This window comes from Streptosporangium oxazolinicum, assembly GCF_039537505.1.
GTDB lineage: Bacteria > Actinomycetota > Actinomycetes > Streptosporangiales > Streptosporangiaceae > Streptosporangium > Streptosporangium oxazolinicum.
On the sequence record NZ_BAABAQ010000003.1, the window covers coordinates 100,326 to 114,693 of the forward strand.

The 14,368-nt window shown below is 61.0% G+C and carries 12 protein-coding genes; 10 read left to right on the forward strand and 2 right to left on the reverse strand.

The window, feature by feature from the left end; all coding sequences use genetic code 11:
- Positions 1-510: 510 nt before the first annotated feature.
- Both ABD817_RS10140 and ABD817_RS10145 read left to right on the forward strand, forming a co-directional pair.
- Entirely contained in the window at positions 511-1,743 is a 1,233-nt protein-coding gene (locus tag ABD817_RS10140; RefSeq protein WP_344917509.1) for a hypothetical protein, read from the forward strand.
- Positions 1,740-3,509, forward strand: coding sequence for an ATP-binding protein (locus ABD817_RS10145; RefSeq protein WP_344917511.1), 1,770 nt, complete (start codon positions 1,740-1,742; stop codon positions 3,507-3,509). The genes ABD817_RS10140 and ABD817_RS10145 overlap by 4 nt, the downstream gene beginning before the upstream one ends.
- 232 nt (positions 3,510-3,741) lie before the next feature.
- Here the strand turns inward: ABD817_RS10145 and ABD817_RS10150 are convergent, their stop codons facing one another.
- On the reverse strand, positions 3,742-4,491 hold the full coding sequence (locus ABD817_RS10150; RefSeq protein WP_344917513.1) for a GNAT family N-acetyltransferase: 750 nt from the start codon (positions 4,489-4,491) through the stop codon (positions 3,742-3,744).
- A gap of 1,016 nt (positions 4,492-5,507) precedes the next feature.
- Here ABD817_RS10150 and ABD817_RS10155 point away from each other — a divergent pair.
- The 4 genes from ABD817_RS10155 to ABD817_RS10170 all read left to right on the forward strand — a co-directional run bounded on the left by ABD817_RS10155 (position 5,508) and on the right by ABD817_RS10170 (position 10,967).
- Positions 5,508-7,079 carry a zinc-ribbon domain-containing protein gene (locus ABD817_RS10155; RefSeq protein ID WP_344917515.1) on the forward strand — a complete coding sequence of 524 codons (1,572 nt, stop codon included), beginning with the start codon at positions 5,508-5,510 and terminating at the stop codon, positions 7,077-7,079.
- A 638-nt stretch (positions 7,080-7,717) separates the two neighbouring features.
- On the forward strand, positions 7,718-8,473 hold the full coding sequence (locus ABD817_RS10160; RefSeq protein ID WP_344917517.1) for a DinB family protein: 756 nt from the start codon (positions 7,718-7,720) through the stop codon (positions 8,471-8,473).
- A 542-nt stretch (positions 8,474-9,015) separates the two neighbouring features.
- On the forward strand, positions 9,016-9,612 hold the full coding sequence (locus tag ABD817_RS10165) for an RDD family protein (RefSeq protein WP_344917519.1): 597 nt from the start codon (positions 9,016-9,018) through the stop codon (positions 9,610-9,612).
- Between the two features lie 434 nt (positions 9,613-10,046).
- On the forward strand, positions 10,047-10,967 hold the full coding sequence (locus ABD817_RS10170; RefSeq protein ID WP_344917521.1) for a TIGR03620 family F420-dependent LLM class oxidoreductase: 921 nt from the start codon (positions 10,047-10,049) through the stop codon (positions 10,965-10,967).
- Positions 10,968-11,091: 124 nt separating this feature from the next.
- Here the strand turns inward: ABD817_RS10170 and ABD817_RS10175 are convergent, their stop codons facing one another.
- On the reverse strand, positions 11,092-11,757 hold the full coding sequence (locus tag ABD817_RS10175) for a class I SAM-dependent methyltransferase (protein ID WP_344917523.1): 666 nt from the start codon (positions 11,755-11,757) through the stop codon (positions 11,092-11,094).
- Between the two features lie 304 nt (positions 11,758-12,061).
- Here ABD817_RS10175 and ABD817_RS10180 point away from each other — a divergent pair, with 304 nt between their 5' ends.
- The 4 genes from ABD817_RS10180 to ABD817_RS10195 all read left to right on the forward strand — a co-directional run bounded on the left by ABD817_RS10180 (position 12,062) and on the right by ABD817_RS10195 (position 14,047).
- Positions 12,062-12,349, forward strand: coding sequence for a hypothetical protein (locus tag ABD817_RS10180; RefSeq protein ID WP_344917525.1), 288 nt, complete (start codon positions 12,062-12,064; stop codon positions 12,347-12,349).
- A gap of 105 nt (positions 12,350-12,454) precedes the next feature.
- A complete protein-coding gene (locus ABD817_RS10185; RefSeq protein ID WP_344917527.1) occupies positions 12,455-12,889 on the forward strand; it encodes a hypothetical protein in 435 nt (144 codons plus the stop codon).
- A gap of 45 nt (positions 12,890-12,934) precedes the next feature.
- Positions 12,935-13,558 (forward strand): histidine phosphatase family protein, encoded by a 624-nt coding sequence (locus ABD817_RS10190; protein ID WP_344917529.1) that lies wholly within the window; start codon positions 12,935-12,937, stop codon positions 13,556-13,558.
- Between the two features lie 153 nt (positions 13,559-13,711).
- Complete coding sequence (locus tag ABD817_RS10195) at positions 13,712-14,047, forward strand: SCO4225 family membrane protein (protein WP_344917531.1); 336 nt, start codon at positions 13,712-13,714, stop codon at positions 14,045-14,047.
- Positions 14,048-14,368: the final 321 nt, after the last annotated feature.

Consider the following 14,368-nt stretch of genomic DNA (forward strand, 5'->3'; position numbering starts at 1 on the left):
CCACCGTCCCACCACCAGATTGACGTGTCCGCCGACACTGCTGTTCTCGGGTCTAAGACGGTTGCGCCCGACGATCGCCTGATGACGGTTGAGGTCTACTCAGGGCTGGGGGCGATCGACGGTCTGGGACTTCGTACCTCAGCCCCAGCCCACCGATATGCGGACATCACGGATGTGAAAGCCAGAGAAGTTAGCGATGAAGGGTCAAATAGACATGAAATGCAACCTTATGTCTCTTTTTGAGGGTTTAGACGCTTTCTGGCTTTAAGGATCTTGGTGTTGCAGTAGTTAGCGGTGATGCGTGGCTAGACTTGGTGAACTTGTGATAGCCATGAGGTTCGTGTTGCTAAACTCCTACAGTTGTGTGGTCACAAGCAGGAGCTTCGTGGATCCCCAGCAAGATCGGGAATGCTGTCGAGGCCGGACGTCTGCTCGCCAGAGGAACGGCTCGCTCTTGCAGGTGTAGTTATGTTGTCCTGGTCTCTGGCGTAGTAAGGCTTACCTACGTAAATGACTAGTTTTCATCAGCCGGGGAATCGAGTAGCTAGCGCAGCGATCCGGGGTTACGTCTACCAGTTCGATCGCACCATAATAGAGATCTTGCAGGCTTCCCGGGACAGCGTTGTCACTGTGGAGGGATGTGAAGATATTGACATCGACAACGGAATCCTTCCAGAGTCGATTCAATGTAAATATCTAGCAAGCGCTAAATACTCTCTCGCTGGCTTGAGGGATGTCATCCTCCCTATGCTGCAATCTTTTAATGACGGGAGGCGTTGGCAGTATCGCCTTTATGCTCATTATGCGGATGGACGCCAAGCTCCCACAGCATTGACTCTCCAAGATCTAAAAATTTCGCTGACGGAAACGAAGCGTAAGTCGGCCGAAACCATTGAGCACTATAAGGACTTCTCGGAAGAAGTCTTAAGGGATTTCGTTCGACACTTCACCATCACATCTGGCAATTCTATTGAAAGTCAGAAGCAAGAAGTTCTTGCGGCGTTAAGCGAAAAAATGTTTGCAACGCTGGAAGACTCCAAAGACCTTCACTACGGAAATGCAATTGCCTATGTAATGGATCTCGCTATGAGGCCCACCGAGGATGAACGAAAAATAAAGAAAGGGGAATTTATCGAGCAAGTCAATAAGCGGAAGATGCTCTTCACTCGATGGCAGGAAGAAGTTCTTGGGAGGACACGCATCGCTAAGATGATGCGTAGTCGATTAAAAACATCGAGATCCCTTAGGCCAACTAACCGGAGAACTCTAGTGGTTAATGGTCGAGATGCTGCCCAAAACGGCAGGGTGAGGGAAATTGCACACTTAATCGAAATCCTAGCGACAGAGCACTACGGTCCTGGCCGACTCCACAGCGCTAAGCCATGGACCGTGGTTGTCGAAGGGGCCGATTCTGATGTTGGTGCTCTTAAAGTGAGCTTAATCAATGAAGGAATCGTGTTCAATGACGGTTATGAAAGCATAGCTTTCAGTCCGGAAATATTCGATACCCCTCCTGTGATAAACGTTAATGGAAGTAAGATAAGATCGGCATCTCACAGTATTCGGATTGTCGGGTCGGATACATATATCAAGTACATGCATGAGCTTAAGAGCCCGCATGTGATCGTTAGCTTTAGCCATGCCTCGCCAGCTTGCTACTCCTCTGACAAAGTTCCTTATGAGTTCCATCTGCGATCGACTAATACAGAAGAAATGATCCACATATTAAGGGCCTCGACATGACAGATCTGAGTGAAGTGGCAAGTGTAATTAGCGTAGCACCTGACTTAATACAGATCGAGGTGAGATCTTCCGACGAGTATCGTGATCTTGGCGTAGAGATAGAGATAGGCAGTTATCTAAAGATTTCCGACGATAACGACTTGGCTATGGTCGTCATCGTTAAAAGTTATCGCATCAAGGATCGCCTAGGGGATGCTAGCGGCCAGGAGCTAAGCACGCTCAGCTTCGTGATTGATACACAGCCAGTTGGTCGTCTTCAAGACGGGAAGTTTAGCCGAGGTGGAAAGCAAATAGCCATTCCTCCGACACGAATTGAGATCGCAGGAAAAGATGTTCTGGAAGAGATATATAGCAGCGTAGAAGATAAGAAGAAGTTTAGTTTTGGATCCTTAGTTCAAAATGAAGCTGTTCGTGTAGTAGTCGATGGTGACAAGTTTTTCGGTAAGCATATAGGGGTTATTGGATCAACGGGATCCGGAAAGTCATGTACTGTTGCGAAGATCATTCAGGAGGGAACAAAGCCGTCCAGCGCTCAAGAGAATGGTGGGATATTAAATAACTCACACGTTATCATATTTGATCTGCACGGCGAATATCGATCAGCTTTTCCGGATTCAAATGTTATAGATACAACAAATCTTAAGCTCCCTTACTGGCTCATGAATTCAGAAGAGCTGGAGGAGATGTTTATAGAGAGTCGCGAGAATAACTCGCACAATCAAATATCGCAATTCAGGCAAGCCGTTATTGAGAACAAAAAGCGTTATTTGCGAGAAGGGGGCAGAGGGGTTTCGTATGACTCACCTGTCTATTTTAGCTTGCGGGAGGTTATTAACTATCTGAGTAATCTAAACTTGGAGGTTATCGGAAAGCTTGATAACGAACACCTGCCCAAGTTGGCTAATGGCGATTTAGTTCAGAATCGTTCCGACTTCTATTTCCCCTCTCTGCTTAGATTTGCGGAGCAATCTACGGCAGGTGGGAGAAAGGCTAGCAACGGCCCTTTTCACGGCGAGTTTAATCGATTCTTGATGCGCCTTGATGCGCGACTAAATGACAAGCGGCTTTCATTTCTCTTAAACCCTCGTAAAGAAGATGCCGAAGAGTCTGAGTATGGGACAGATGATCTAGCTGAGATCCTTGGTCAGTTCACTGGTTACGGATTCCAGAAAAAGAGAAATATAACAATAATTGACCTGAGCGGAATACCTTTTGAGGTGCTAAGCGTTGTCGTATCGCTCATCACGCGACTGATATTCACGTTCAACTTCTACTTCAAAAAGAATAAGGTCTCTAGCGGTAGAGATCTTCCCTTTTTGCTAGTCTACGAAGAGGCTCATAACTACATACCACAGAGCGAAGGAGCCAGATATGGATCGGTGAAAAAAGCCATCGAGCGTATAGCAAAAGAAGGTCGGAAATACGGCGTTTCACTTATGATTGTTAGCCAGCGTCCATCAGAGATATCGGAAACCGTTTTTTCGCAGTGCAATAATTTCGTTGCGATGCGCCTCACTAACCCTGCTGACCAGCACTATGTTAAGCGGCTACTTCCCGATACGGTGGGTGCCATAACTGACGCGCTGCCCTCTTTGGAAAAGCAGGAAGTCATTGTCATTGGCGATTCAATCTTGGTGCCGTCTCTGGTTAAAATCGATGACATTGATCGACGGCCGGATTCGCATGACATTAATTTTCATACCGAATGGCAACAAGATTGGTTGGATGTTGCCGTTTCGGGAATTCTGGAAAAATGGCGCGAGTAGGCGATTTGTTGATCATGGATGAGTGTATCATTGGGTTCAGCTTCGGCTCCCCTTTTATTGCTTGATTGGACAATCGAGAGAAGGCTCTTCAACCTTTCCCTGACCTCTCCTTACTGTCAGGGCGCCCGCAGCTGAGAAACTCGTCGAGACAACGACTGCTGGCGGGGCACGGCCGTCACTACCGTGTGGATGTGCAAGCAGCGCAAAGGAACTGGCGTCGTCTGAGTGCCTCTTATATGAGACGAACAAAGAACTGCTCGTCCGGGCCCGGCCCGACGAGAGCATTGTTGCCGAAGATCACCCACAAGTTGAGCGGGGTCTCCGGCGGTAGCACGTCGAACCCGTGCCGCTGGTAGAAGAGATCAAGGCCAGGAGTGGCGGACGGCATCTGCCCGTAGAGCAACTGGTAGCCGCAGTGGGAGTAGATCCGCGTGCAGTACTTGAGCAAGGCGCTGCCAATTCCTGCCCTACGTGCAGACTCCACCACGGCCAGCGCCTTGATCCTCGATACGCCGAGTGCCCCGCATATCACCGCATTCAAGATCTGCTTTGGGTCGCTGGTGCGCATGGATTGGATGTACATCTGCACCACGCTCACTGGCGGATAAGCTACCAGGGCACCCACGATTCCATGGTCGCGGTGTTCGGCTACGAGGATGAGCGCGCAGTTGAGATAGATGGTGGTGGGGTCCTCTTGCTTATCGAAGAACTTCTTAGCCATATACCCTTTGAACGCTTCTCGCCCGCCTTGAAGGCAGACCTGGAGTGCAGCGCCGGCGAATCCCTCAGCTACGGAGTTAAAGAGTTGGCTTTCCATCTCGACTCCGACCATCCCTGCGAATTCACCCACCCGGTCCATGTCTGCGGTGGTGGCTTGCCGGATAAGGAGCTGAGGCGTGGCGGCCCATCCTTCGACCAGGGCTCGCTTGTTCAGCGGTGACTCTGGTTTGCGCTGCGCTCGTATCCGCTTGCCCTTGCCCATGTGTGCCCTCCGTGTTTCCTCGCCGACGGCTCACGCTAGGCGTTACATTCCGTCGCGGTCTGTTGACAGATAGGCCAGGTTGCGGTGTCTGGAAGGCACGCCAGCAAAGCGCCTTGGAGGGTTACGCCAGGGCGGGGAGAGTGATGGCCCCGTGCTTCCCCATGGGGACCACCAGCGCATGAGGCATGGAAGTCGATCGTGGATCGGCTGAGGAAGGGTCCGCTAGGAACTCAGACCGATCGCTGGTTGAACCTTGGCCCCACCTGCAGTGATGTAGATGTGTGCAATGATCATGGTGGCGAGAGCACCAGGGAGGTGTCACGCCGCAGGTCAAGCACTATGTCGAAGTGAGAGCCGTCACGTCCTGTAAAACTGCTGGTTTCGCCTACAGAGGTTCAAATCCTGTACCTGCCGCCAGTCAGACTGGTAGCTCAGAGCCCCTTGCCCAGCAGGAAGAAGTTTGCCGAATTGTTCTTATAGGCGTTCAGGCGTTTCTGGCCGAGGCCCAAGTGGCCAATAATGATCCAAGTCCTGACACTTCCTTGTAGTTCCGGAGACGCCTCTTGGATGCTTCATGGCCGGCTGTGCCTACGCCGTTGACTCCCGGCACCGATCTGAAGGATCGCCTGCGGATACTCCAGGAGATGCGCAGATACTGGGAGAGCGTCTCGACAGAGCGCCGAGCCCATATCCGCGAACAAGTCGCCGCAGCCCGGAAACGACAGGGTGACGTTACCGCATACTGGGACAAGCACAAGGCCGTCGTCAAGGAGCGGTGGCGGACTAGGCCGCTTGGCCGTGGAACCGTCACTGTGGCAGACATCCCCGAAGTGGCCCTGCAGTGGCATCCCGCGAATCCAGCCTCTCCAGCCCAGGTGCTGGCGAGCCACCAGGGCCGGGCGGGGATACCGAGCCCGTACCGTTGGCTATGCCCACTGAAGCAGGGACACCCATCGTGGCCCGCCTGGCCCAAAGATCGCATCCAGGCCGGTGCCGGATGCCCAGAGTGCCGACATTTGACCTCGCTTGCCGACGTATCTGCGCTCGCTGAGCAGTATCGAGGTGCGATTCCCGCAAACGAGCTCTCGTTCGCATCCCATGACCTTGTCGATTGGGAGTGCCACACCTGGGCGGCAAACCCGGAGTCGGGTCTGTGGCACAAAGTGACGCACCGCTTCAGCGCAGTAGTGAAAGAGCGTGCTTTGCAGGGCAATGCGTGCCTTGTGTGCGCGGGTTACGTCATCGACGACACGAACTCTCTCCACACCTGGTTTCCCGAGATTGCGGCTCAACTCGATGATGACGACTTGGACCCCCACACCCTTCCCACCAGCAGGCACAACGCCACGCGCAAGGGTGGCGTTGAACTCGGCAAGCGGTACGCAGAACTGCCGTGGCGATGTCGTCACGGTCATCGCTGGTACGCAACGATCGCGAACCGGGTCGCAAGCGGCGGCTGCCCGGACTGCTCGCCCTCCGGCCTTTCGAAGGAGCAGGTCCGCCTCACCGCGGAACTGTCGGGGCTTCTGACGCTCGTGCAACCCGACCGCTCGGACCCTCGGCTACCGGACGGTCTGCCGAACTTCGGCTCACATCGCATTCCGATACCGGCCCACCTGAAGCCAGCTGAATTCCGGTACGGGAAGATTGAAGTCGATGCGATCTTCGAATTCGGCGGCTACCTCATCGGCTTGGAATACGACGGCGCTTTCCACCACTCCGGAAAACGAAGGGACCGGCTTGCGTTCACTGCGTTGAAAGATCGCATTCTCCTTCAACTGGGCTATCTGCCGGTCCATGTCCGGCTCGGGAGCGTACCCGAGTTGGACTCTCCAGGTGCGGTCATTGTCAAGCTGGGCGAGAGGGCTACCGCCTATGAGGCAGCCACGAAGGTGGGACAGGCGCTCGTGGAAAGACTGCGACGTCCTGTCCCGGGCCTGACCGATTACGTCCGCGTGGGTCAGGCCAAGTCGGCCGACCTGGCTGAGCGGTACATCGAGTGCGTGTGGGGCGTCAAGCGGCCGCGTGCGAGCAAGCGCAAACCGGAGGGGACACCGCGCAAGTTAAGAGAACTGCGTGTCACGCCGCCGGATGCTGCCAGCTGGCTGAGACCGGCGGGTCCTCCATACAGGTCGGCCACGAGGAAGGGGGTGACTCTCCGCGATTATTACTGTCGATGTGGCAACAAGGCCGAAGCTCTCGTCCAAGCTGACGTGACCCGTGGCAATACGCGCAGTTGCGGCTGTCGCGCCGAAGGCAGCAAGGAGGTCAGACACCTACAGATTCCTCGTGCCGTGACCCAGGAGGTTCGCCGCTGGGCAGCCGAGAGAGACCTGAACGTGCCGGGAAATGGGCGAGTGTCCGCGCGCCTGATCGCCTCATACTTGCTGTGTAGCGCGGACCAAAAGAACCTTCCGCGCGATGAACAGGGCCTGGTGGTGGAGGGGGCTGTTCGGGAGTGGGCGCTCGAAGAGGGGATAGAACTGCTTGCCAGAGACCGACTGTCGGAGCAAATATGGTACGACTTCGCCGCTGCCCGCGGCGGCTCCATTTTGGAAAGCGGTCACGTCTACGGCGATGCCCTGTAAAAATGCGCCGACAAGGGGAGCAACAGAAAGGCGTGACCCTCGCGTGGGTACCCGCGATGGAGACTGAGCACTTTTCAAGATCCGGAACATACGCGGATTCACCTCCCCTCCCCCAATGGGATCACGTGACTCGCCAGCAGGTCAGCGCACTGTCAAGCCGATAAGTAGCAATCCACTTCTAATCCGACGGTCGCAGGTTCGAATCCTGCAGGGTGCACAGCCAAGACCAGGTCATCCACGCGCTGACCTGGTCTTTCGCTTGTCCGGGGTCCGAGCATCTCAGGCAGCCGTATGTCACCACTCGCGGAACATACGCGGAATGGATCCGGCCCCGTTCTCTCAGGCGAGCCCGAGGATTCCGGGGCCGGAACGGCGAAAGACCCCGAGGAGTCCCGGGGTCCTTCCACGGAGCATGATCCGTATCGCCTGACGAGCGCGACCAAGATTCTTTGGTTGGCCACCTCGCGTCGGCCGTCGATCGCCTGACTTCGGCGGGCGCTCCCTCGGTTGCGGGCGATCGGCGCCCTGCGGCTGGCCTGTGTCGCCCAAGCGAAGCGGGACGCGGGCGTGAGCACGTTGGCCCCGAAACTTGGTTGCCAAAGGTGGCGCAGGCGGGACGGGTGCGGAAGACTGCCTCGATGGCTGCTGAGTACGCCCAGAGTGACCAGTTCCGTGGTGCCCGCATCCACCTGTGCGACCTTGCCGGTCTCGAAATCCGCGATTGCGAGGTCAGCAACCTGAAGATCGTTGACTGCTATGGGAGCGACGTCTACCTCGGTGGCGACTTCGAGCGTCTCGTCGTCAACGACGTCGACGTGACCGCCTACGTCAAGGCCGAGCTCGACCGGCAGCACCCCACGCGGGTGCTGGCGCGTGAGGCCGCATCCCCCGGCGACTACCGGGCTGCTTGGGATGCCATCGAGGCGCTGTGGGCGGCGACACTCGACCGCGCCAGGCTGTTGCCCGAGGCCACGCTGCACGAGCAGGTCAACGGCGAGTGGTCGTTGGTCGAGACCCAACGGCACCTGCTGTTCGCCGGTGATGCCTGGCTCGGCAATGCCGTGCTGGAAGAGGAAGCGCCGTACCACCCGTTGGGCTTCCCTTACGGCGGGATGCCGCCCGACGCGACGGCGAAGCTCGGTCTCACCCTCGAAGCCACCCCGACACTCGACGAGGTGCTCGCACCGCGGCTCGCCCGCATGGCCACGATGCGGCGTGTCGTCGACGGGCTCACCGAGGCCGAGCTCGATCGGGTGTGCGGTCGCAGGCCGGCGGACCCGTATCCCGACCAGGAGTACGTCGTGCGCCGCTGCCTCAAGGTGGTGCTGAAGGAAGAGGCCGAGCATCACCGTTATGCGGTGCGCGACCTCGCCGTGCTTGAGGCCGGTGCCTGAACTGGCGCCGGCCCGGCCGGAAATGGCCTCCAGCCGCATTGCGTGCTGCTGGGACGGTCATCTAACGGTCACGTCGACCACAAGACCACGCTGAAGCATTTATCACCCAAACGGCTCTGCTGTCCTTCGTGAGCACCCCACTTCGAGTGGCTCGATTACCTGCGCACGGGCTGGCTCCATTGGCCGATGTTCGACATTTCTGGGGTGAGCAGCAGTGGGTGTCAACGACATGCTTCGGCTATCCGTCTTCTAATCGGTGTGCGAATCTCCGGTCACGAGCGGAGGGGCGGCGCTCATTGAGTGGTGGCCAGTTGCAGGAGCGTCGTCCACTAATCGCTCTGATGGTGTTGGCCGTCTGGGGACAAGCGGATCCGCGAACATCTCGCGTCTGGTGGATTCGTGCTGCTGGTGGGTGACCGCACCGCCGGGAAGCAGCCGGGTCCGCGCGGGCGGTCGATCGCGGCCGCGCTCAACCCGCCGGTCCCCGGCACCTCCCGCCACTCCGGTGTCACATGTCAGAATTGTCCGGCACACTTACCGGCATGACAGTCGCCCCCCACGTTCCGGCAACACCAACTCTCGCCGCGAGGCGTCACCGCCTCGCGGCCTCCCTTATCGACAGCCTGATCTGTGTCATAGTGATCTCGCCGGTTTATTCACTGCTTGAAGATGTCGAGGTGTCCGAGAAATCGGTCCTCGTCAGTTATCTCAACCCCTACGCGGGGAATCCCAACTGGCCGATCGAAGTCGCGGTCACCGTCCTTTTCGCCGCCTACTTCTGGGTGCAACACGCGCTGTGGGGCCAGACGCTCGGCAAGCGGCTCTGCCGTCTGAAGGTGGTGTCCAGCGTGACCGGAGGGCCACCGAGCCTCCGTCATGCGGGAATCCGTGCTCTCGCCTACCCCGCCATGATGTCGGTGCCGTATATCGGGGTGCTGATCAACCTGGTCGACATGCTGTGGATATTCGGCGACTCGAAACGCCGATGTCTTCATGACGTGATCGCTAAGACCGTCGTGATCGACCTTGGTGGCCCGAACAGGAATCGCCTCGGAGGGTCCGGCTTCCTGTTCGGCCTGGGCATCATCGTCGCCCTCTTCGCCGCCTTCGTGCTCGTCTCCATGCTGGTGGCCCTGTAGCCGGCCGGGTCGGCCCGGCCGGTACCGGGCCCTTGCGTGACTCGACCTGGAGGCTGGGAGGCTCGCGCTCACACGGTGTCTCCCAGGCACCGAGCTCACCGATCCGCCGTGGACCGGCCGTCCTGCCCGCCGACCGGAAGTCGTGGTGTCCCCGCTCCTCCGGCTCCGGAGACGACACGGGCCGCCCGGTCCGCGTCACGACGTTGGAATCCCCCGCTCAGGCCGTGGAAAGACAACAGGTTCGGTCTGGAATGGACAAGCCGGCGCGCTGAGGGAGTTCTCCCACCTCCGTGGTCAGGAAGGCTTTGATCGTGACCGGCACCGGGAGCGGGTCTCGGCGACCGTGTCTCGACGACCGCGGAGGACGGGGCACGAGCTCCCCGGCCGGAACAGGCGTGTGACCGTCTCAGCCAGGCTTCCCGGAAGGACCCGCCATGCGGAAGCGACGTACCCCGGTGGTCGACCTGCCCATACTCAAGGAGCGCCTGGGCAAGGTGGGCGTGTGGCTCTCGCTCCTGGGCGGGGAATCGGCCGCCACGGGCCGCAGGGTCGCCTCGGCCATCGAGGAGCTCGGTTACGGGGCCCTCTGGATCGCCGAGGCGCCCGGTGGCAAGGAGTCCCTGGTCAACTCCGCGATCCTGCTCTCCGGCACCCAGAGGCTCATGGTCGCCACCGGTATCGCCAACATCTACGGGCGGGACGCGGCCGCCGCGGTGGCCGGGGCGAACGCTCTGGCCGAGATGTCGTCGGGTCGCTTCGTCCTCGGACTCGGCGTGAGCCACGCCCCGCTGGTCACCATCCGCGGACATGAGTACGGGCGACCTATCGAGACCATGCGCGCGTACCTCGACGCCATGGACCAGGCGCCCTACGACGCGCCCCTGCCCGAGCCGCCGGCCCGGATGCTCGCCGCGCTGCGGACGAAGATGCTGCGAATGGCCGCCGAGCGCTCTCAGGGCGCGCACACCTACTTCGTCACCCCCGAGCACACCGCCATGGCCCGGGAGACCATCGGCCCCGACCTGTTGCTCGTTCCCGAACAGGCGGTGGTCCTGGAGACCGACGCCGACCGGGCCCGGACGATCGCCCGGGACTACATGGCGTCCTACCTGAAGCTGCCGAACTATCTGAACCATCTGCGTACGCTCGGCTGGCCCGACGCCGATCTCGTCGACGGCGGCAGTGACGCTCTCGTCGACGCGATCGTCTGCTGGGGCGGCCCCGAGACGATCTCCGAGCGGGTCGGCGCGCACCACGAGGCCGGAGCCGACCACGTGTGCGTCCAGCCTCTGGCCGACGATGTGGAGGGGTGTCTGGACACCCTCCGGTCGCTCGCCCCGGTTCTCCTCCGGTGACGAACGGGCCGGTGACGAACAGGCTGTTGACGAGCGGGCTGGCCGGACGCCGACGCCGTGGAGGAGTGCCACGCGCCTGGGCCCCACCGGCCGCTCGCGGTCAGATCCCATCGTTCACTCGCGGTCAGACACCACCGGCCGCTCGCGGTCGGACGTCGGCGCCACCGGGTTTCCTGGCCGCGAACCGCTCGATGACGCCGAGCTTGAAGCGCTCGTGACGCTCGACGGTGAATCCCATCGCGCGTACCAGGCGCACCGGCCGGCGGCGGTAGTGCTCCCCGGACAGCGGTACGGTGACCGCGTCCACCAGCCCCTGCAGCACCCGGACCGGCCAGGCCGACGAGGCTACGTGGTCGGCCAGGAGCAGCGACCCGCCCGGCCGCAGGACCCGTGCCATCTCGGCGAGCACCACCCGCTCGTCGGGGAACCCGCACATCGCGAACGTGCACACGACCGTGTCGAAGCGTTCGTCGGCGAAGCTCAGCGCCCGCGCGTCGTCCTGCCGCAGATCGACCGCCCGGCCGAGGTCGTCGGCTCGGCGCCGGGCCGTCGCCAGCATCGAGGCGCTCCACTCCACACCGGTGAGCCGCACCTCGTGGGGGTAGTGGGCGAGGTTCAGACCGGTGCCGACCGCCACCTCCAACACGTCGCCGACCGCCTGACCGCACAGCCAGGGACGGGTGTCGGCGAAGAGGCGATCCTCGGCCACCGCCATCCGCCGGTCATAGGAATCGGCTTGCCGGTCCCAGTAGCGGCGCAATCGCCTGTCTCGTGAGGAAAAGTCCGACATTGGATCACCCTAGCCTCCAGGGAAGCACGAGCAGCGTCCGATCGGGAAGCACTCGGAAACGACGAGACTCCGGGGCGACCCCCCAGACAAGACCGGGGTCCGCGGGTGACGGGAGAAGCCAGGCGCGACCGGTCCCGAGGCGCTCCGTGGGCGCCCCTCGGGTCCGCGGATAACGGGAGAGACCGGGCGCGTCCGCGTGAGATCCGCCTGCTGTCAAGCGATCTCCGTCGACCGCCCGCACGCGCACGAGAGGCAGGGGAAATCGACCAGGATGTACGGTGCTGTTGAGGAGGTCAGACGCCATATGGCAGATGAGCAGATTACGACAATCGGCAGATGCTACGTATGCAAGCACACCTTCGGTTTCATCCCCGCGAGCGTCACGACGGTCACGATCGATCCCGAGAGCGGTCTTCCTCCCGGCATGACGGTGCTGGGTGGCTTCCGCGAGCCGACACCGGAGGCGACGGCCAGATCGGTCGAGGAACCCATCTGCCCCGGCTGTGTGGACAGGGCGAAGCGGTTCCGGGACTCCGCGGATTCGCCCGCCCTCCGATTCGAGACGTGGCAGAGCGACCCTGACCACCGTTGATCCCCGAACTCGGCCGCTCCGCATGCCTGGCCGGGCATGGACGGAAGTCACGGTTCGTCAGATGCTTGCGTCCATTCCCGGACCCGTATACAGCTGGACGTGATCATGTCGCACCCGTTGACCGGGGAGCCGTACGACTGCCCCTCGACGCTCGCCCTACCGGACAATCCGGAGCGGGGCCTGCTGGATCTCACCGGCGCACCGGCCGTTGTCAGAGCCTGCGGCTACCACACCCATACGGGCATGGAACAGGCCACGCTGGTGGGCTCCCGCGTGGTCTCCGGTCAGGTCGCGCACGTCCTCATAGAGGAGATCAGGGAAAACAGGGCACCGAACCGGATCAGGCGGTGCCCCGCGCCCACGTTCTGGGAACTCTGGCTCATCAGGCAGGAAGGCGTCGGCGAGATCCGCCTGCGTGTGGAACTGGGCATGTGCGGCTTCATCACCGACGGAGTGACCCATCAGGCGATACCGCCCAGCGCGAGGCTGGGATTCGTCCACGCCACGACTCCCCCTCCCCCTCCGGAGCTGCTGGGCTGAGCGACGTACCCGGACGAACGTGACCACTGACAGGAGCGTCCAGAGATGGCCGGAACGGCGACCCGCTATCTGTACCTCACCCGGCACGGCGAGGCCTCGCCGGTCGAAGGCGAGCTGACGGAGAACGGCCGCCGGCAGGCCGTGCTGCTCGGCAGGCGGCTCCGGGGTGTGCCCATCTCGGCGATCCACCACGGCCCGCTGCCCCGGGCCGACCAGACCGCGCGGCTGGTCGGCGAGCAGTTGGACGAAGTCCCCCTGCGTGTCTCGGAGGTCGCCGGAGACTACGTCCCCTACACCCCGGAAAGAGAGGAACTGCCGCCCGAGGCGGCCGACCACTTCCTCCGCTTCCTCGGCCTGTTCCCTGCGGAGGAGCGCGAGCGCGGCGAGGCGCTGGCCCGCGAAGCCCTGGAGCGGCTGACGGGCCCGGTGGAGGGCGACGAGGACCGCCACGAACTGGTCGTCACCCACAACTTCCTGGTCGGCTGGCTCGTACGGGCCGCGCAGGACGCCCCACGGTGGCGGTGGCTGGGGCTCAACCACTGCAACGCGGCGCTGACCGTCATCCGGTACGCGCCCGGCCGCCCCTCTGCCCTCCTCTTCTTCAACGACATGAGCCACCTGCCCGCCGAGCTGCGCTGGACCGGTTTCCCCGCAGAGCAGCGCGCGTGAGACCCGGCCCGGACACGGTGGCGGCCTGTCCGAGCCTCGGCGCCGTCGGCTTCGTTGACGCCGTTGACACTGTTGGTGCCGAGTATCCGTACCGGGGCAGGTTAGGTGTTCGTCCCGAGATCTCGATGGCGATCCTGGGGCAGAGTCGGAGTCATGACATCAATTCGCAGTGTGTTCCGCCCGGCGTCCCGGTACAGGCGGGGCACCCTCGCCCTCGTCGTCAGCGGCCTCTACGTCCTGCTCGTCATCGCCGGGCTCGTCGTCGTCGCGGTCGGCATGCTCCAGTCGGACGACCAGGGCCTGTCGGCGGTCATGTTGATCCTGGTGACCCTGCCGCTCTCGTGGCTGGTGATGATGATCCCCGGGGAGGCCCTTCCCGTCGGCGCGCACCTGCTGCTGCTCACCGTCGCCGGGCTGCTCCAGGCCTCGCTCCTATGGTTCCTGTTGCGCGGGCCGCGTAAGGACGTGTCCCCGCCGGAGGGGAAATGACACGCGCCGACGCGCCGCGTTCGCGAATCGGTTCAGGTCAGGGGTAGCTGACGACGTTGCTCGTCCCGTACGACCCGACGACGGGGGTGCCCGCGTCGTCGATCGTCCGTTCGATGCCGCCGCTGCCGTCGAGGAAGACCGTCACCATGTTGTGGAACTTGACTCCCGGCGCCCTCTGGACTTACGTCAAGTCTTAAACAAAGGGGTGTCGTACCTCTATACGGTTAGCCACACCTCGCGCTACGGCAGCGCGGTACCTTTGTTGGCTCGTTCCGAATCCGGTCGCCCCCTCGGAGACCGCGCGTCCCTCGCGGGAGCCCG

What these genes read in the sequence shown, in the direction of transcription:
- ABD817_RS10140 (WP_344917509.1), top strand. Translation starts at nt 511, where the DNA reads ATGACTAGTTTTCATCAGCCGGGGAATCGAGTAGCTAGCGCAGCGATC.
- ABD817_RS10190 (WP_344917529.1), top strand. Translation starts at nt 12,935, where the DNA reads ATGGCCGGAACGGCGACCCGCTATCTGTACCTCACCCGGCACGGCGAG.
- ABD817_RS10185 (WP_344917527.1), top strand. Translation starts at nt 12,455, where the DNA reads ATGTCGCACCCGTTGACCGGGGAGCCGTACGACTGCCCCTCGACGCTC.
- ABD817_RS10165 (WP_344917519.1), top strand. Translation starts at nt 9,016, where the DNA reads ATGACAGTCGCCCCCCACGTTCCGGCAACACCAACTCTCGCCGCGAGG.
- ABD817_RS10170 (WP_344917521.1), top strand. Translation starts at nt 10,047, where the DNA reads ATGCGGAAGCGACGTACCCCGGTGGTCGACCTGCCCATACTCAAGGAG.
- ABD817_RS10180 (WP_344917525.1), top strand. Translation starts at nt 12,062, where the DNA reads ATGGCAGATGAGCAGATTACGACAATCGGCAGATGCTACGTATGCAAG.
- ABD817_RS10160 (WP_344917517.1), top strand. Translation starts at nt 7,718, where the DNA reads ATGGCTGCTGAGTACGCCCAGAGTGACCAGTTCCGTGGTGCCCGCATC.
- ABD817_RS10145 (WP_344917511.1), top strand. Translation starts at nt 1,740, where the DNA reads ATGACAGATCTGAGTGAAGTGGCAAGTGTAATTAGCGTAGCACCTGAC.
- ABD817_RS10150 (WP_344917513.1), bottom strand. Translation starts at nt 4,491, where the DNA reads ATGGGCAAGGGCAAGCGGATACGAGCGCAGCGCAAACCAGAGTCACCG.
- ABD817_RS10175 (WP_344917523.1), bottom strand. Translation starts at nt 11,757, where the DNA reads ATGTCGGACTTTTCCTCACGAGACAGGCGATTGCGCCGCTACTGGGAC.
- ABD817_RS10195 (WP_344917531.1), top strand. Translation starts at nt 13,712, where the DNA reads ATGACATCAATTCGCAGTGTGTTCCGCCCGGCGTCCCGGTACAGGCGG.